The 15,222-nt window shown below is 58.4% G+C and carries 20 protein-coding genes; 10 read left to right on the forward strand and 10 right to left on the reverse strand.

What is annotated here, in order from left to right:
* Positions 1 to 262: 262 nt before the first annotated feature.
* Both E5K02_RS24620 and E5K02_RS24625 read right to left on the reverse strand, forming a co-directional pair.
* Positions 263 to 862 carry a GNAT family N-acetyltransferase gene (locus E5K02_RS24620; protein WP_135399093.1) on the reverse strand — a complete coding sequence of 200 codons (600 nt, stop codon included), beginning with the start codon at positions 860 to 862 and terminating at the stop codon, positions 263 to 265.
* Between the two features lie 107 nt (positions 863 to 969).
* Positions 970 to 1,341, reverse strand: coding sequence for a hypothetical protein (locus E5K02_RS24625; protein ID WP_135399095.1), 372 nt, complete (start codon positions 1,339 to 1,341; stop codon positions 970 to 972).
* A gap of 498 nt (positions 1,342 to 1,839) precedes the next feature.
* Here E5K02_RS24625 and E5K02_RS24630 point away from each other — a divergent pair, with 498 nt between their 5' ends.
* The 5 genes from E5K02_RS24630 to E5K02_RS24650 all read left to right on the forward strand — a co-directional run bounded on the left by E5K02_RS24630 (position 1,840) and on the right by E5K02_RS24650 (position 5,898).
* The gene (locus E5K02_RS24630; protein WP_135399097.1) at positions 1,840 to 2,178 is read left to right on the forward strand and encodes a TfoX/Sxy family protein; all 339 of its coding nucleotides are present in this window, start codon (positions 1,840 to 1,842) and stop codon (positions 2,176 to 2,178) included.
* 115 nt (positions 2,179 to 2,293) lie between these two features.
* On the forward strand, positions 2,294 to 3,052 hold the full coding sequence (locus tag E5K02_RS24635; RefSeq protein ID WP_135399099.1) for a helix-turn-helix domain-containing protein: 759 nt from the start codon (positions 2,294 to 2,296) through the stop codon (positions 3,050 to 3,052).
* A gap of 32 nt (positions 3,053 to 3,084) precedes the next feature.
* The gene (locus tag E5K02_RS24640; RefSeq protein ID WP_135399101.1) at positions 3,085 to 4,266 is read left to right on the forward strand and encodes an FAD-dependent oxidoreductase; all 1,182 of its coding nucleotides are present in this window, start codon (positions 3,085 to 3,087) and stop codon (positions 4,264 to 4,266) included.
* Between the two features lie 149 nt (positions 4,267 to 4,415).
* Positions 4,416 to 4,835, forward strand: coding sequence for a cupin domain-containing protein (locus E5K02_RS24645; RefSeq protein WP_135399103.1), 420 nt, complete (start codon positions 4,416 to 4,418; stop codon positions 4,833 to 4,835).
* 163 nt (positions 4,836 to 4,998) lie between these two features.
* The gene (locus tag E5K02_RS24650) at positions 4,999 to 5,898 is read left to right on the forward strand and encodes an alpha/beta fold hydrolase (protein WP_135399105.1); all 900 of its coding nucleotides are present in this window, start codon (positions 4,999 to 5,001) and stop codon (positions 5,896 to 5,898) included.
* Positions 5,899 to 6,027: 129 nt separating this feature from the next.
* Here the strand turns inward: E5K02_RS24650 and E5K02_RS24655 are convergent, their stop codons facing one another.
* Together E5K02_RS24655 and E5K02_RS24660 are read right to left on the reverse strand one after the other, a co-directional pair.
* A complete protein-coding gene (locus tag E5K02_RS24655; RefSeq protein WP_135399106.1) occupies positions 6,028 to 6,297 on the reverse strand; it encodes a hypothetical protein in 270 nt (89 codons plus the stop codon).
* A gap of 147 nt (positions 6,298 to 6,444) precedes the next feature.
* On the reverse strand, positions 6,445 to 6,969 hold the full coding sequence (locus E5K02_RS24660) for a GNAT family N-acetyltransferase (RefSeq protein WP_135399107.1): 525 nt from the start codon (positions 6,967 to 6,969) through the stop codon (positions 6,445 to 6,447).
* 264 nt (positions 6,970 to 7,233) lie between these two features.
* On the opposite strand from E5K02_RS24660, the gene E5K02_RS24665 reads away from it, so the two are divergent.
* Both E5K02_RS24665 and E5K02_RS24670 read left to right on the forward strand, forming a co-directional pair.
* A complete protein-coding gene (locus E5K02_RS24665) occupies positions 7,234 to 7,980 on the forward strand; it encodes a hypothetical protein (RefSeq protein WP_135399108.1) in 747 nt (248 codons plus the stop codon).
* Between the two features lie 90 nt (positions 7,981 to 8,070).
* Positions 8,071 to 8,754, forward strand: coding sequence for a hypothetical protein (locus tag E5K02_RS24670; protein ID WP_135399110.1), 684 nt, complete (start codon positions 8,071 to 8,073; stop codon positions 8,752 to 8,754).
* 127 nt (positions 8,755 to 8,881) lie between these two features.
* On the opposite strand, the gene E5K02_RS25740 is transcribed toward E5K02_RS24670, so the two are convergent.
* From E5K02_RS25740 to E5K02_RS24690, 5 genes are all read right to left on the reverse strand, one after another.
* Positions 8,882 to 9,022, reverse strand: a complete 141-nt coding sequence (locus tag E5K02_RS25740; RefSeq protein WP_167856581.1) for a hypothetical protein — start codon at positions 9,020 to 9,022, stop codon at positions 8,882 to 8,884.
* Positions 9,023 to 9,427: 405 nt separating this feature from the next.
* Positions 9,428 to 9,685 (reverse strand): hypothetical protein, encoded by a 258-nt coding sequence (locus E5K02_RS24675; RefSeq protein ID WP_135399111.1) that lies wholly within the window; start codon positions 9,683 to 9,685, stop codon positions 9,428 to 9,430.
* Between the two features lie 221 nt (positions 9,686 to 9,906).
* Complete coding sequence (locus tag E5K02_RS24680; RefSeq protein WP_135399113.1) at positions 9,907 to 10,605, reverse strand: LytR/AlgR family response regulator transcription factor; 699 nt, start codon at positions 10,603 to 10,605, stop codon at positions 9,907 to 9,909.
* A 9-nt stretch (positions 10,606 to 10,614) separates the two neighbouring features.
* Positions 10,615 to 11,724 (reverse strand): sensor histidine kinase, encoded by a 1,110-nt coding sequence (locus E5K02_RS24685; RefSeq protein WP_167856582.1) that lies wholly within the window; start codon positions 11,722 to 11,724, stop codon positions 10,615 to 10,617.
* Positions 11,708 to 12,901: a sensor histidine kinase gene (locus E5K02_RS24690; protein ID WP_135399117.1), complete on the reverse strand. Its 1,194-nt coding sequence runs from the start codon at positions 12,899 to 12,901 to the stop codon at positions 11,708 to 11,710. Before E5K02_RS24690 ends, E5K02_RS24685 begins: the two co-directional genes overlap by 17 nt.
* A 247-nt stretch (positions 12,902 to 13,148) precedes the next feature.
* On the opposite strand from E5K02_RS24690, the gene E5K02_RS24695 reads away from it, so the two are divergent.
* From E5K02_RS24695 to E5K02_RS24705, 3 genes are all read left to right on the forward strand, one after another.
* Complete coding sequence (locus E5K02_RS24695; protein ID WP_135399119.1) at positions 13,149 to 13,514, forward strand: hypothetical protein; 366 nt, start codon at positions 13,149 to 13,151, stop codon at positions 13,512 to 13,514.
* Positions 13,515 to 14,092: 578 nt separating this feature from the next.
* Positions 14,093 to 14,353, forward strand: coding sequence for an AbrB/MazE/SpoVT family DNA-binding domain-containing protein (locus E5K02_RS24700; RefSeq protein ID WP_135399121.1), 261 nt, complete (start codon positions 14,093 to 14,095; stop codon positions 14,351 to 14,353).
* Positions 14,341 to 14,673: a type II toxin-antitoxin system PemK/MazF family toxin gene (locus E5K02_RS24705; protein ID WP_135399123.1), complete on the forward strand. Its 333-nt coding sequence runs from the start codon at positions 14,341 to 14,343 to the stop codon at positions 14,671 to 14,673. Before E5K02_RS24700 ends, E5K02_RS24705 begins: the two co-directional genes overlap by 13 nt.
* Positions 14,674 to 14,834: 161 nt before the next feature.
* On the opposite strand, the gene E5K02_RS26110 is transcribed toward E5K02_RS24705, so the two are convergent.
* Positions 14,835 to 14,963, reverse strand: a complete 129-nt coding sequence (locus E5K02_RS26110) for a hypothetical protein (protein WP_262709887.1) — start codon at positions 14,961 to 14,963, stop codon at positions 14,835 to 14,837.
* Positions 14,964 to 15,222 lie beyond the last annotated feature (259 nt).

A 15,222-nucleotide genomic window follows, 5' to 3' on the forward strand; every position in this document is an offset into this window, starting at 1 on the left:
AGCTCCACTCTTATTCCACTTCCTCGGCGCCGTCGACAAGGTCCTGGGTGCGTTGGACCCGACCGTAGCGCCTGCGGGATAAAGGTAGACCCCTCCTCTAACCTAGTGGTTCAGCGAAAGGGTCAAAAAGGCAACTGAAGGTAGACGGGCAGACTAAGAGTTGCACTAGGTTAAACAGGGCATCTACAACCGATCCAAAACAGTCCCGGCACTGCATCATCCGGACCGTTCGGCTGCTCTCCTTTCAACCATGCCACCCTGGCTAGCCAACCTCGTCGGGTGGACTATTCAGGCTTGGTACGCCGCGCTGGAATCCTAGGAAGCGGCGGTACTCGTCTTTAGTCGGGTACACGAGCTGCACCATCGGCCCGACGCTGGCGTCGAGCAGCATGGTCTGAATCAGGTATCCAAAGGCTTGTAGCACGAAGCCGGCTTTTAGCTTGGGCACCAGCACGGCATTGTTGTCGGAATGGTGGATGCTGGTCAGATACTGAAATCCCAGGTCAGCAGCATGCTGGACAATAAATTTCAGAAAAGCTGAGTAGAGACCTCGGTTCTGATATTCAGGCAACACACCGGTGTTGGCCATAAAGTACTCCAGTTCACTGCGTTGAAAGCCATAGTGCCAGCCTACGGGCTCGTCTCCATCTAGCAGCAGGAAATATAGGTGCCGGGCTCCGTTCAGGTTCTGGCGCAGTTGGTCGAGGCGGGTGCTTTCCGGGACGCTGAGCAAATATGCCAGCGAGCTTCCTTCATGCTCGTGGGGAAACACGCGGGCCTGGTGAAGGGTGAATACGGCCTGCCACTGGTCGGCATCTACCTCTGCCACTGTATAGGAATCAAACAAAGAGGTTTTTAGCATGGGCGGCACCGGCGCAGGTGAGGTAAAGAGCTGAGAAGAAGCAGCAAGATAGGGGGCATCCTTCACCTAAACGGTCCGAAATTCTGACTACAGAACTTCTGCTAGATTCACTTATCTCGGTTGAGATACAGGAGTTGATCGGCGGGATACACGCGCAGCAGGGCAGTCATCCGGTCAAATACTACTTGGGCAAGCGAGTTGGAAATACCGCCGTTCTTCCCGACTATGCTCAGGTAACGGATCTTGTGCCCATGCCCGTTTGGGTGGGCACGGCTCACGCCGCTGAGTCGGTTGAGGCGGCGCAGGTTGGGCGTGCCTGTGCTGCGCACGAGCAGGATGGCCGGGAATGTTTGCATCGTGGTGGCGAGCAGGGCTATGTCGGCGCCGCCGTGGAAGCGCAGCGAATCCGGCAGCCGACACCCCTGGGTCTGCAAGTGGGTCGCCGTGACCTCTTGCAGGACGAACCCCTGTTTCGTCAAGTGAGCGGCTAAAGCCAACAGTGCCGTGCGGGCACTGTCGGCTCGGTACAGCAGCACACGGTCACTACCGGGTTGAGGGGTAGTGGTCGGGGCGGGCCAGGGTTCCGGCAACCACGCCTCCCGGCTTTGGCTCCATGCCTGGGAAGCAGACAGCATGCCAAGCACAAGCATCAGCAGACCAGTTTTTAAGCGATGCATCATCAGGGAAGCTGCGTTAGGGCGGCATCTGCGCTGTACCAGTACTCAGGGAGTACTCGCTCGAAGGAAGTTCCAGCAGAGGAAGAGCTGGCAGGTGCACGTGCACGAAGCTAACTGTTGGCAGTGGTTCACGAAAACGGTCGATCTAGCGAAACGAGGGAGTGAACTGATACGAGGCTACTATAGCCTCTCTACAACAAGACGTGTCCCGTTACAAGAACTGCTTTTTCTACCTTTGCGGCAGGGCAACGAAGATCTACCCAAAGGATCCGCTTGGTTGCTTAACCACTCCCGTGTACGATGGCCTCTACCCCGCAATTTGTCGAATTCGTTGTCGAGCAGCTCAACGCCGCCGGGCAGGTGAGCACAAAGAAAATGTTCGGGGAGTACGGTCTGTACTGGGGCGACAAGCTCTTTGCCCTGGTCTGCGACAATCGCTTATACGTGAAGCCCACCGCGGCCGGCCGCGCCTTCTGGCCCGCAGCAGTCGAGGCGGCGCCGTACCCGGGCGCCAAACCCAGCTTTCTGATCGAAGAGCAGCTAGAAGATCGGCAGTGGTTGGCCACCTTGGTTCGCCGCACGGTCGAGGACTTGCCGGAACCCAAGCCAAAGTCTCCCAAACGGCGTACCAGCCCCTAAGCAGGCGCTTGATTGACGAGAGGGGCCGACCACGCAGTAGCGTGCAAAGCCAGTGAAAAATTTGACATTCTGCCCATACGTTTGCTGTAGGCTTGTACTCATCGCTGATTCACGCATGCCTTTTGTCGATCTTGAGTACCGGGCCGTTAAACCGGCGCTGATGCTGGCCCCCTTCGTGGAAAGTTTCTGGATGCTGGTCAACCCAACGGACGTAGCAGTACCCGTTGTGCTCGTGCCCGATGGCCGCGTGGATGTGTTGTTTTGCTTTTCCGCTGAGGCCCCTTACCGCGTTCTGCTGTTGGGGCTACAGAACCGACCCGAGGACCAGGTGATTTCACCCTACTCCACGATGTTTGCCATCAGCTGCACCCTGCTGGCCGTCGAATACCTATTGCCTGCGCAAGGAGGCTCCCTGCTGCACGACGGCCGGGAATTGCCCGACGACTACTTGGGGATGAGCGCGGAGGACCTACGGAATTTTGATAGGTTCTGCGCAAACGCCTCGGCGCGCCTGACGCATGCCCTGCCGAACGCCATCGACCCGCGTAAACGCACGCTCTTTGCCCTGCTGTATGCCTCTGGGGGCAGCCGGTCAGTTCAGGCGTTGGCCGAGGCCGCCGGGTGGAGCCCCCGGGAAATTAACCGGTATTTCACCCGGCTTTTTGGCCTGTCGCTGAAAGCGTATAGTTCCATCCTGCGATTCCGAGCTACGTGGCCCCAGCTCAAAGCCGGACACCTGTACGCCGACGGGGACTTTGCCGACCAGGCGCATTTCATCCGCGAGGTGCGGAAATACACGGGCGCCGCGCCCAAGCAGGTGGCGCGGAATTATGATGACCGATTTATTCAATTTTCCACCTTGCCGGAAAAATAAGTTTGCATCGAATCAACTCATTCGATGCATTCATGGTACTTCAAAACCAACACATTGCCATTGTGGGCGGCGGCCCCGGCGGCCTGACCCTCGCCCGCTTATTACAAGTACAGGGCGCTACCGTCCACGTCTACGAACGCGACCAAAGCCGCGACGTCCGGGTCCAAGGCGCCACATTGGACCTGCACGAGGACTCGGGCTTGGCGGCACTGCGCCAGGCACAACTGCTGGACGAATTCAAGGCCCACTACCGCCCGGGCGCGGATCGGTTGCGGTTGCTGGACCAGCACGCCTCCATCGTCTACGACCAGCATGCGGAAGCCCAATCTACCACCTTCGGGGACACCCATTTCCGGCCGGAGATTGACCGGGGACCCTTGCGCACGCTCTTGCTGGACTCGCTGCGGCCCGGCACCGTGGTGTGGGACCACCGGCTGGCGGGCATCACGGCCCACGGCACCGGGTGGCGCCTCGCGTTCGAGAACGGCACCACGGCCACGGCCGACCTTGTGATTGGCGCCGACGGGGCAAACTCGATCCTGCGGCCCCTGCTTACGCCCATCCGGCCGTTCTATTCCGGCGTGACGGTCGTGGAAGGCACCGTCTATGACGCGGCCCGGAATGCGCCGCGCCTGCACGCGCTGACGCAGGGAGGCAAGCTGTTTGCCCTGGGCGCCTCCCGTTCGCTCATCACCAGCGCCAAAGGCGACGGCAGCCTCTGCTTTTACACGGGGTGCCACGCTCCCGAGGGCTGGGTGCGCGCGAGCGGCATCGACTTTTCGGACGAGCGGCAGGTGCTGGCCTGGTTCCGGCAGGAGTTTGCGGGGTGGGATGAGGTCTGGGAAGAATTGTTCACCACCGGTGCTACCCAGTTTGTGCCCCGGCCGCAGTACTGCATGCCCCTGGACCAGACCTGGGCGGCCCAGCCGAACCTGACGCTGCTCGGCGACGCGGCGCACCTGATGCCGCCCTACGCGGGCGAGGGCGTCAACATGGCCATGCTCGATGCGCTGGAATTGAGTTACTGCCTGACCGGTGGGCAGTTCAGCGAGCTGCGCGCCGCCATCGAGCATTACGAAGTCCACATGCGCCAGCGCGCTTCGCAGGCGGCCCAGGAAACGCTGGTCCAGACGGAAGCGTTGCACTCCCCCCACGCGCTGGCGCACCTGCTGAACCTGTTTGATGTGAGGCAGGAACAGGACAGATCTTGCTAGCCTCCCAAGACCGATGGCAGTTGACAAAAACGGTCATGGCTGTTGTAGAACCCTGCCCAGGGTCTGAACTGACTAGAAAGCGCGTGTTTTGAGGCACTTCTGCGCCGCAGCTGTGGCCAACGGATGTTTTTATCTCTTAAATCGGCAACATGAAAAAGCCCCTATGTATCGGCGCCCTGGCGCTGCCCGTAATCACCACCTTCCTGGCGGCTGCTCCGGTCCAGGCCCAAACCCAGCCGCTGCCAACCGGCATTCAGCGCACTGCGCTTCAGCGCCACGACCTGACCGCGCCCGGCCGGGAGACTGTGCAAACCCGCATTGACTTTGAGCCCGGCGCGGCGTTTGGGCGGCACCAGCACCCCGGCGAAGAACTCATCTACGTCCTGGAAGGCGCGCTGCAGTACCAGGTCGATGGCCAACCGCCGGTGACCCTGCACGCCGGAGAGGTGCTATTCATTCCGGCCGGTACGATGCACGCGGCCAAAAACATCGGCAAGACCAAGGCCTCGGAACTGGCCACCTACATCGTGGAGAAGGGCAAGCCCATTCTGACGCTGGCCCAAGAATAAGGCCCCTGCCGCAGCCCGGCCGAATGCCGGATCATTGCTCAGATGAGGCCCTGGCCCACGCGGCAGCCTTTCGCGTCCCGCGTGAAGCGGCTACGCGAAGCAAGCGTAGGCAAGAGATTTTAACTGCTATACCATTCCATTTTTTCCTTACAGCCTTCCTCTCATGAACCAGACCCTTCGCGAGACCCCGCAATCTGTTTGTTCTGCTACCGCTACCCAACGCCCCGCCGCCAGCTTGGGGCGGGCCGAATACATCGAAGTGGAGCCCCACGTGCGGCTGCACGTCACCGACCTGGGCGAAGGCCGTCCGGTGGTGCTTATCCACGGCTGGCCCCTGAGCGCCGCCATGTACGAGTACCAGTACGCCCACTTACTAGAGAACGGCTTCCGGGTGATTGGCATCACCCTGCGCGGCTTTGGCCACTCCGATAAACCCGGCGGCCGGTATACCTACGACGTCTTTGCCGACGACATCAAGGTGGTGCTTGAGAAGCTCCGGGTGGAAGGCGCCACTATCGGCGGCTTCTCCATGGGCGGGGCCACCGTAATACGTTACGTGGCCAAGTACGAGGGTGCCCACGTGAGCCGTATGGCCCTGTTCGGGGCCGCGGCGCCGGTGTGGACCCAACGGCCGGACTTTGGCTACGGGGTCTGGACCAAAGCCGATGTTGACGGGCTTCTAACGCTGAACTACACCGATCGTCCGCAGCTGTTTGAAAACTTCGCCCAGCTATTTCCGGCTTCGCCCACCAGCGTTTCGCCCGGGCACGGCGCCTGGCTGGGCACTATTCAGGCGCAGGCCTCCCCCTACGCCATGGGGGAATGCTTGAAAACCTTACGTGACTCCGACTTGCGCGCCGACCTCCGGCAGATCAGCTTGCCCACACTGATTTTGCACGGCAGGCTCGACAAAATCTGCTCCTATGACCTAGCGGAGCAGATGCAGGCCCTGCTACCTACGTCGCAGTTGGTGGTATTCGAGAAGAGCGGTCACGCCCTCTTCCTTGAAGAAATGGATCAATTCAACAGTGAACTAGTGACCTTCGCGACTAAGGCATCCTAGCCGTAATCTCAAGTAGCCATAAACGTTGTTATCTCAGAGAGGAGGTCATCTCCAAGAGGTGACTTCTTCTTTTTAATCCGGTTCAGTGAAACGGTCATTATGAATTAATACATACTGAAGTGCAGGTCGTTACTTCGGTGGAACGTATGCGTTTAGTGCGACAAGGAAGTCTTGCAGCGTCATCGTATACGGCTCCTGTTTTTCGTCATAGTATATGGCATCCCAGAGTTCGACTTGCCCCTCCTCAAAGCGGATAATCAACTGATACACGTTGTATTCAGTATCAAACAGGTGTTGTTTTTCTTCTTGGGCTACGGCAATCGCCCGAAGCACATGCTCTTTCATCCAGGCACTACTCACTTCTAGGTCACAGAAAGAGGGAAAAGAGGCGTAGATCATGGCTAAGGGAAATGCTGTTCACACAAACGGTCCGAATAGCGAAAGGCAGGACAACCGAGTTCAGCAAGGGGATGCCCTAAGCAGTTGAGGCAAGTGATGGCCCACATGGTCCCCCAACACCTTATGGGAAGGTAGGTGTTTATACCTTCAGCCAGCAGGTGTCAGGCTGAACAGCGTGATGCTTTCGTCGACAGTGCGTTCTTTCTGAAAATGCAATTTCTCTAAAACGCTTGTAGAACGGTGGTTTTCGGAATGGGTATAGGCCTCTATTGCTTGGAGGCCGACCTGTTGAAACCCAAAGTGGATCACAGTTGAAATCGCTTCGTGCATGAACCCTTTTCCCTGAAAGTCCGGGAGTAGCTCATACCCAATTTCTGCCTTCGAAGCGTCTTCCGACCAGTTATACAAGCAGACCGTTCCGATCACGTGGTCTGCCTCACGCAACGTAATGGCCCAATAAATGGACTCCTCGCGTTGAACGCTTTCGGTTATGGCGTGGATGAAGTTCCGGGCGTCATCAAGTGAGGTGCTGGGTCGCCTGTCCAGATACTGGTTCACGTGCTCGTTCGACCGCAGCGCCCATATTTCCTGGTCATCGCTGCCTCTGAGCTGCCTCAAGGTCAGCCGTTGGGTTTGCAAAACCGGAAACGGTGTAAACTTTGTAGTTGTCATTTTTTCTTCCTGCGAATGTGTTGGGGAGGCCGCTTTGCTGACACCCCGCGCCCACGAACGTTCCCGCACCCAAAAGCAACTAGCAGGCGAGTGGTCGGATCAGTAGCATGAGGCGGGGCTTGTGAACGGAAGGTACACCCGTTAACGCGCAATGAGGCCACAGTGACAGGACTGGAAGTTCAGGAAAAGGGTCTGAATAGCGAAAGGAGGGATAAATTAATAGTTGTTGCAACGTAAGTTTACTTGTTATCTCCCTCCCCTCTTATGTCTAAGCTTGCCCCCGCCCCCCTTCACGTACTACAAAACGCGGTGGAGGACTTGTATCGGGCGTTCGGTGGGTATCCGCTCTCCTCACTCGAGGGGTGCCCCTGCTGCGTGTCGGCGGCCGATAAGGGAAAGGTCACGCACCGCGCCCTGCGGGAGTTAACCGAGGACGACTTGGGCCGGTATGCGGGCAAGGCCATGACCACGTGGGGTACCGTCGAGGATTTCAAGCACTTTTTACCCCGGCTCTTTGAACTGACGGCGGAGTTTCGGGCCCCGTACGACGAATACCTCATCTTCGGCAAGCTGGAGTACGGCCGCTGGCGCACGTGGCCGACGGCAGAAATCGAGGCCGTCGAGCGGTACTTCCTCGCGTTGTGGGATGTTGTATTGGTCAGCGAGAGCGAAGCGTGGCAGTTCCAGGACTACTTCGTGGCCCTGGCCGGCAGCTACCCGCACTTTGACGAGTTGCTGCAGCGGTGGGAAGCCAGCACGGACCCCACGGCGTGGGTGCTGTTGGGCGATGAAGTCTGCGAACACCGTCACGCCATTTTTCAGAACAAGTACTTCAACGGCCCCTTCCTGGCATCTGTCCCGCTGAGTCAACGCTTTCGGGCGTGGGTAACGTCCCAAGCAGTCCGGGACAAACTACTTGCTGCCTTTAGCCAGTGCTCTGATGAAACCACCGCCGAGAAATTGGGCGTAGCCTATGACCTGATTGAGTACGAGCTTAAGTACCCTGGCTAACTTCAGTGAAAGGGTGATTCTAGCAAAAGCAGGGATTGTTTTTTATAGACCTTTGCCGGCCTGCTCCGCTTCACTATAGTAGATCATCTTATGCCTACTCGTTTCTGCTTACGCATACTTCTGCACCTCATTCTGATTGTCATGTGCACGAATTGTGGTCCAACCAGCAGCGAAGAACAACGGCAAGCTGCTGAGCAGTTGCATGACGATACCGTTGAAGTCACGTCATTTGACATCAAGTACGAAAATAGCCCAGCGTTGGCAAAATGGGAAGTATGGGAAGCTGGGCGGGAAATTATATGTACCCCACCTGGTTGGAAGTCTCACTTGGAAGATGATGGTGCAACGCTCGTCCTCCTTCTTGCTGATAACACTGATAGTCCGGAGCGGATCACTTTCACTCGCTTAGAGAAAGATACTTCCTCCTTGGATTACCCAGCCCTGGCTCAGCAACTGATTAATGCACCCTTTCCCGGCTTTCAACTGGCAGAAGGGGACACCGTCAAGAAGCTTATGTTTCAGCATGATTTCGCCGTTGAACGAGATGTAAACTTACGTGCGACGGGCAGGGCCTTTCACGCTTATGGCTTAGTGTATGTGAATGATCGTAACCTGTACCACTTCCGCATCATCTTAGATAAGAGACGACTAAAAGCGTATCAAGGCGACCTCATCGACGACATTGTCGGAAATCTACAGATTGATAGAAAATATCTGATGAGGAATGACAACCCCTTACAACAGGTCATCTATCTTACCGCTCACCTTAACTAAGTCAAAAACACATTGATGGCGTATTGACTGCTTGGCCATACGGCTCTTAGCGGCAATGCTTGTAGAGGATAAGACTTGTTCAGCCAAATGGTCGAATTAGTAGAAGGAGCCAGCTTTTGGCTAGAGACTAGGGCGCTGTCAGTTCGTCTCCTTCACCTACGTCAATTTCCTCTACTTGCTGAAAGACCCCGTTGAACAAGGGTAGTCCCACGAGTTGGAGGATCTGCTGTCGAATGGTGGTTGGCATGATACCTTTCGGCTGTTTCATTTTTCGATATGGTCCCGCATGGGGCAGCCAATCGTAGACCTATAGCCCCTGTTTGGCAAAGTCCTTCCACACGTCGGGTGACCCCAAATGGGGCAAAGCGATGCTGCGCGCGATATCATCATGGCGCTGAAAATGCCCCTGGGCATCAATGGGGACTGGCCCGAGGCCACTGGTTGAAAACAGAGCGATGTTGCCTTCAGCATCCCGCGCAAACCAATCAGATTCGTCGCCGGGAAAACGTTCACTGAAAGTTTGAAGGGTAGCCGGCAAGGACACTACACATTGGTTTAGCCCCAACGAATATACTACTGAGCAAACTCACTTGGCTGTTGGGCCAAACGGTGGTTCTGGTAAGAGGAGGGTAATCAACCCTTTCTACGTCAACCATAGTGCCTTTCTAACGACTTAACTCATATCCGAGAGCTGGATAAAGGCGGCATACTCCGCTAGCAGCCGACCGCTGGTAAAGGCGCGTAGCCGTACAATCGCCTTGGCCTGCGTATCGTAGAACAGCTCGACAAACACGCCCTTCTGCTGGCCGGCCAGGTAGTAGAGGTTCACCGCCTCCTGGTTTTGCCAGCGGGTGGCCAGGAAGGTAGCCGAAGCAAAGACGAGACTTACCTGGCGCTCGTAAGAAAGAAGATTAAACGTGTCAAGGGTCATAGACTACCTAACACCGAATAAACTGGTTAAATCCCAATATGTACCAGAGCAGCGCCTTTTCGTCAGCGTAGCGGGCGATGCGCTAGGCTGCCCAAGCGGCTGCATTCGCTGCATAGGCAGCGGCATGCGGCGCGTGGGTATCCCTATGCACCACGGCCGCCGCCTGACCGGCAGCGGCTTTTGCTCCTGCACGTTCACCGCTTCGGCTTCTACACCCTTGCTCACCGCAGCACTTCCTCCACCCGCGGCCGAAACAGCCGCCCGATAGGTAGCTCCTCATGGGCAATTTCGATGTGGCGGGCACTGAACGTCTGCACCTTGTCCAGGGCCACGATAAAGGAGCGGTGAATGCGCAGAAAATTGCTTTCCGATAGTTTTTCCTCCATACCGTTTACGGTTTGCTTCACCACCAGTGGCGGCCCGACTACCGTGTGGATCTTGACGTAATCTTTCAGCCCTTCAATGTAGAGGATGTCGCGCAGCATTACTTTCACCATCTTGCGGTCAATGCGGAAGTAAAGAAAGGCATCGGGGTTGGCCGCCGGAGCCGGCTCCGCGGGCGCGGCCTCGGCCAGGCTGGCTTTGGCCACGGCCTTAAGAAACCGGTCTAGGGCAATGGGCTTCAGCAGATAGTCCACCGCATCCAGCTCAAAGCCCTCGTAGGCATACTCCCGGTACGCGGTGGTGAAGATAACCTGGGGCGGGTGGCACAGGCTACGCAGAAAATCGGTGCCGAGCATTTTGGGCATTTTAATGTCGAGAAACAGCAGGTCGACGGGCCGCTGCTGCAGCACGCCGAAGGCTTGCAGGGCGTTGCCGCAGGTGGCTACCAGCTCCAGGTGATCCACCTCGCGCACGTAGGACTCAAGCACTTCCAGGGCCGGGGGCTCATCGTCGACCAATAAGCATTGTAGTTTCATGGCAGAATTCTAAAAAGTAACGGCAGCACGCTCGGACAGCAAGACGGGGGCAGGCGGCGTAGTAACGGCCTCCGCGGGCGCGCGCCGCAGGTGCACTACCACCAAGAAGGTGTCGGGCTCGGTCACCATTTTCAGTTCGTGTTGGCCGGGATAGAGGCGGGCCAGCCGCTCCCGCACGTTGCGCAGCTCGGGTTCGGCCGCGGGGTCAGGCCCGGCTTCGGGGCGGCTATGGATGACTTTGCAGGTAAGGGAATGTTTTTTGGCTACCAAGTCTATGCTTATCCAGGGGCAGTCCTGCGAGGCCGCCGTACCGTGGCGAATGGCGTTTTCCACGAACGGCAACAGGAGCAGCGGCGCAATGGTGTGGGCCGCCAGGTTACCGCTGAAGCTAAGTGAGACCTCCACCCGGGGGCCCAGCCGGAGCTGCTCCAGGGCCAGGTAGTGCTGGAGCAGCTCGGCTTCGTCGACCAGGGGCACGGCCGGCAGCTGACTTTCGTAGAGCAGGTAGCGCAGCAGCGCCGAGAAGTGCAGCACTGCTGCCGGCGAGGCCGGCGCGCGCGCCGTGGTCAGCGCGTGCAGCGTGGCCAGCGTGTTAAACAGAAAAGCGGGCTGGAGCTGGGCCTTAAGCAGCTCGAGTTCCGTGTGCAGCTTGCGCTGGAGCAGCTGCTGGCGCACGATGCGCTGCTGGTGCCAATGCCGCAGTACCTTATGGGCCACCAACATGCCGGCCACGCCCAGCAGTACCATGTAGCTCACCCGCACGTGCAGCAGGGCCTGAGGCCATTCAAGGGGCTTGAGCGGGGTACCCGGCCAGGCCAGCCCCAGCACGTAGTCCTGTACGAGATGCAGCCCGGTGACCACCAGATGGCTACCCACCAGCCACAGCAGCAACCACCCCCACGCCCGCGGCTGGCGCTGCAGCAAGCGCGGCAGCAGCCCGTACACCAGGGGGTATATACACAGCAGGCATGCCGGCAGCTGCACCAGCACCAGCCCCCACAGGTACAGGGGCATGCCGTGCACGAAGTGAGCGGGCAGCTGCACAAGGATATCGACCACTTCCACCGTTAGCCAAAACAGCACGTGCCGGGTTGTCCGGTGCTTAAGCAGCGCTTTCATGGACGGGCTGAAGCTGGGGGGACAGAGCGGGCAGCAAGGCCGGGCGCGCCTGCGCTTCCGGTAGTGGCGGGGCCGTCGCAGCGGCCTGGGGTGCCTCGGCCAGGGGCAGCAGCAGGCGGACGGTGAACGTGTCGGGGCGCGCTTCGACTTGCAGACGGTGGCGCTGCGGGTAGAGCAGCTGCAGGCGCTCGCGCACGTTGCGCAGACCGATACCCGTTGAACTGGTGGCCGTTGGGGCGTCCTCGATGTTCTTACTGTTGGTGATGCAGCAGAAAAGCGTCGTTGCCTGCCTGGCCAGCACCACGTGAACGTGCGCCTGCCCGAGCTGCTCGGCTGCCCCGTGCTTAAAGGCGTTTTCCACCAGGGGCAGCAGCAGCAGGGGAGCGACGTAGCCCGTGGGCGGCACGGCCCCAGTTTCGAAGGCGATGGTGAGCCGGTTTCCATAGCGCAGCCGCTCCAGGGCGATGAAATTGCGTAACAGCGTTATTTCGTCGGCCAGGGGCACCAGCGGGGCCCGGCTCTGGGTAAGCACGGCGTGCAGCAGGCTGGTGAGGCGCTCCACCACGGCCGGCGCCTGGTCGGACTGCTTGAGCGTGAGGGCGTAGAGGCTGTTGAGGGTATTGAAGAGAAAGTGCGGGTGAATCTGGGCCTTGAGCAGTTGCAGCTCGGCCCGGTAATTTTCCTGCGTGAGACGCAGGTTGGTCAGCTCCTCTTTCCACCAGTGGCGGTACATGCGCAGGCTCACAGCTACTCCCACCACGGCCAGCTGGCAAAAAAAGTTACCGGGGGAAAAGACCAGCTGGTACTCGCGAGGGGTATTGGGCTCGCCGGCGTGCAGGGGCACCACCATCAGGTACCGGAAGACGAAGGTAAGGCCCAGGCTTAGCCAAAACCAGCCCACCAGCCACCACCCGATGTGCAGCCGCGGCTGCTGGCGCTGCCACAGCCGGGGCAGCACTCCGTAAAGCAGCAGGTACACGTTCAGCATATGCACGGGCGTCACCAGCAGCGCATCGCGCAGTGCCAGGCGCAGCGTAGGCACCATGTGCACGCAGTAGCGCAGCATAATGGTGCACAGCATTAGATACACCACCCAGAAAAGGCCGTGCCGCAGCCAGCGCCGTGCGTCGATTACCCGGAGGAGCCGGGACAGCCCCCGATGTTCTGCCTGTGCCATGCCGCTGTGCTGGTGTAAGCCTTGGTAAATATATCAACAAATGAATGGGGTAACTCACTGAAAATACGCTTTATAGACCAATTGCCAGTCAGTGTCGACCAACAACCAGTCCGGCGGTTGGTCGACGCTCCGGCGCCGTATTGCCCGCCGCGCACGCCGCCGGGCGAATAGCCTGGCAAGGCCTCTGGGAGCAAGCAATCTTTGCGTAGTTCTTTCTTGTACCATCTCCCTTACCTGCCCTCCTGCTATGAAAACTTCCCCCCTGCTGCCCCTTGGTACCCTGTTGGTATTTCTCACTCTGGCTCCGCTAGCCCAGGCGCAAACTCAGCCCACCGGCCTCGGGTATTGGAACGTGGAAACTAATCTTACCACCCGCGACTATACGATCGTACGCTTTTACAACGACCAGGATCAACTCGTCTACGAAGAAACGCTGCTCAACGTGTACCTGGACCTGGGCCGGCGCCCTGGCCGGTGCCGCCGTATCCAAAGCCGGCTTGATCTGGCTCTCCAACAGGTGCTGCAGAATCCCGCAGCGGGCCAAAACCCCACACTGCTGGCCCAGCAGTTCAGCCCGAACAGTCGCCCACCCCGGCCGTACGCGGCCCGCTGAAACGGGAGATTGTCACCTGCTACCCTTGAAAAAAAGGTGGTTCTGGCAAAACGAGCGTCTGCTGACTGCTTTCAGGAGCTGGATCTGCTTTTGGGGGTCGGCCGACTTTTCCTGGGCAACCCTACCCAGAAGCTGATCCGGCCTAACTCTACTTCTCGACCATTCATCATGGGCGCTCGGCGTTCCGGCATGCTATCTTCCTCGTCCGCATCCATCACAGTCGTTGGCAAGACGTTCCGCACGCTCGTCATGGTGAGGCCCACGAGCCCGGGTTTGCGCGACAGACGACAGACAACGGGCAACCACGGTACCCCTCCCAATTGCTCTGGCCGGCACATAAAGACCCCGATAGAATCCTTATAGCGCGCTGAATAGTAGCGGTGGTCCCGGCAAATTCTGGCCAGGGACATCTCCTCCGGCAGCCGAAACAGCCAGGAACCGGGACGGGTAACCTCGAATAACACCTGTCCTTCCTTTTCTAACAGGGTGGGCGTCCTGGCAACCAAGGCGCTACTTTCTACCGAATGCAACCAAAGAGGCTTAGCAAATGTACATACATTGTACGTACATTTGCTTCTATGAACACGCGCCTGATCCGGGTCGGCAATTCCCAGGGGATTGTGTTACCCAAGAAGTTACTGCAGCAGTATCACCTCGCCGGTGAAGTGGACCTGCAGCCTACGCCCGAGGGCCTGCTCATCAAACCAGTCAGTAAAACCCGCCGCCAAGGCTGGGATGAGCAGTTTCAGCGCGCCCTGGCCCAGGGGCAGGCCCCGGAGGGCGAGTTGCTGGAGGGCTTCTCGGATGAAGCCTTTGAGGAAACGGAATGGCAGTGGTAGCCGTGCAGCGCTTCGAGGTGTGGCTTGTTAACCTCGACCCGACCCAGGGCAGTGAAATCAACAAGACCCGGCCTTGCGTGGTGCTCTCCCCCGACGAGATGAACCGCTACCTGCGTACGGTGACCATTGCCGCGCTGACCAGCACCCAGCGCGAGTATCCTTCCCGGGTGGACTGCTCCTTCCAGGGTAAGCAGGGGCAAGTAGCGCTCGACCATATCCGCTCCGTGGACAAAACCCGCTTGGTGCGCCGCTTAGGGATATTGCCCCAAGCCACTGCTGAGCAGGTTTGCGACCGGTTGCTGGAGATTTTCCAGTACTGATACCGGCTGTACTTCTTATGGCTGGCCTGATGCTTACCATGCCGTAGTGAGACGGGTTACGGTTTGTATCCTGAGCTCGGCATATTCCTGCAAATGCTCCGGAAGATAGGCAAAGCTATACTGCCTGTCTTCCTAAGCAGTAGCAAATGTGCCAGGACGCTCTAGGCCAGGCCCTGCTGCACCAGGCTGGTTACGGAAGCGGAGAGGGTCGGCACGCGCAGGGTATCGACCATAAACAGGTCACTGCTCGAGAAGTAGGGCTTGGGGGAGCGGGCTGGCAGGGCTTGCATGTTGCAAGCCGTAAATACGGTGGCGAAAACCCCTCCTCGTGGTCAAAGGTGGTGTTGAGGTCTGCATTGTAGTCGAATACATCCTCGACCTAGTAGCCGGTAGGGTAACGGACTTTAACTAGTGGGGCATACGAGCGAGCCCTACAGCCGAATCTCACAAAGCTAACTGGACAATATAGGGCAGGCCCGTACTCACATAGTTCAGCAACAGGAGGGTTATTTTCACCGCTTATCTAATAAGTAGAACGCCACACTTATG

It is taken from the genome of Hymenobacter metallicola (genome assembly GCF_004745645.1).
Lineage (GTDB): Bacteria > Bacteroidota > Bacteroidia > Cytophagales > Hymenobacteraceae > Hymenobacter > Hymenobacter metallicola.

Excerpts from the sequence above, each read along its gene's own strand:
- E5K02_RS24635 (WP_135399099.1), top strand. The coding sequence starts at position 2,294 with ATGCCTTTTGTCGATCTTGAGTACCGGGCCGTTAAACCGGCGCTGATG.
- E5K02_RS24655 (WP_135399106.1), bottom strand. The coding sequence starts at position 6,297 with ATGATCTACGCCTCTTTTCCCTCTTTCTGTGACCTAGAAGTGAGTAGT.
- E5K02_RS24695 (WP_135399119.1), top strand. The coding sequence starts at position 13,149 with ATGAAAACTTCCCCCCTGCTGCCCCTTGGTACCCTGTTGGTATTTCTC.
- E5K02_RS24705 (WP_135399123.1), top strand. The coding sequence starts at position 14,341 with ATGGCAGTGGTAGCCGTGCAGCGCTTCGAGGTGTGGCTTGTTAACCTC.
- E5K02_RS24685 (WP_167856582.1), bottom strand. The coding sequence starts at position 11,724 with ATGAAAGCGCTGCTTAAGCACCGGACAACCCGGCACGTGCTGTTTTGG.
- E5K02_RS24630 (WP_135399097.1), top strand. The coding sequence starts at position 1,840 with ATGGCCTCTACCCCGCAATTTGTCGAATTCGTTGTCGAGCAGCTCAAC.
- E5K02_RS24660 (WP_135399107.1), bottom strand. The coding sequence starts at position 6,969 with ATGACAACTACAAAGTTTACACCGTTTCCGGTTTTGCAAACCCAACGG.
- E5K02_RS24690 (WP_135399117.1), bottom strand. The coding sequence starts at position 12,901 with ATGGCACAGGCAGAACATCGGGGGCTGTCCCGGCTCCTCCGGGTAATC.
- E5K02_RS24650 (WP_135399105.1), top strand. The coding sequence starts at position 4,999 with ATGAACCAGACCCTTCGCGAGACCCCGCAATCTGTTTGTTCTGCTACC.
- E5K02_RS24670 (WP_135399110.1), top strand. The coding sequence starts at position 8,071 with ATGCCTACTCGTTTCTGCTTACGCATACTTCTGCACCTCATTCTGATT.
- E5K02_RS24640 (WP_135399101.1), top strand. The coding sequence starts at position 3,085 with ATGGTACTTCAAAACCAACACATTGCCATTGTGGGCGGCGGCCCCGGC.
- E5K02_RS24665 (WP_135399108.1), top strand. The coding sequence starts at position 7,234 with ATGTCTAAGCTTGCCCCCGCCCCCCTTCACGTACTACAAAACGCGGTG.
- E5K02_RS26110 (WP_262709887.1), bottom strand. The coding sequence starts at position 14,963 with ATGCAAGCCCTGCCAGCCCGCTCCCCCAAGCCCTACTTCTCGAGCAGT.
- E5K02_RS24645 (WP_135399103.1), top strand. The coding sequence starts at position 4,416 with ATGAAAAAGCCCCTATGTATCGGCGCCCTGGCGCTGCCCGTAATCACC.
- E5K02_RS24620 (WP_135399093.1), bottom strand. The coding sequence starts at position 862 with ATGCTAAAAACCTCTTTGTTTGATTCCTATACAGTGGCAGAGGTAGAT.
- E5K02_RS25740 (WP_167856581.1), bottom strand. The coding sequence starts at position 9,022 with ATGAAACAGCCGAAAGGTATCATGCCAACCACCATTCGACAGCAGATC.
- E5K02_RS24675 (WP_135399111.1), bottom strand. The coding sequence starts at position 9,685 with ATGACCCTTGACACGTTTAATCTTCTTTCTTACGAGCGCCAGGTAAGT.
- E5K02_RS24700 (WP_135399121.1), top strand. The coding sequence starts at position 14,093 with ATGAACACGCGCCTGATCCGGGTCGGCAATTCCCAGGGGATTGTGTTA.
- E5K02_RS24680 (WP_135399113.1), bottom strand. The coding sequence starts at position 10,605 with ATGAAACTACAATGCTTATTGGTCGACGATGAGCCCCCGGCCCTGGAA.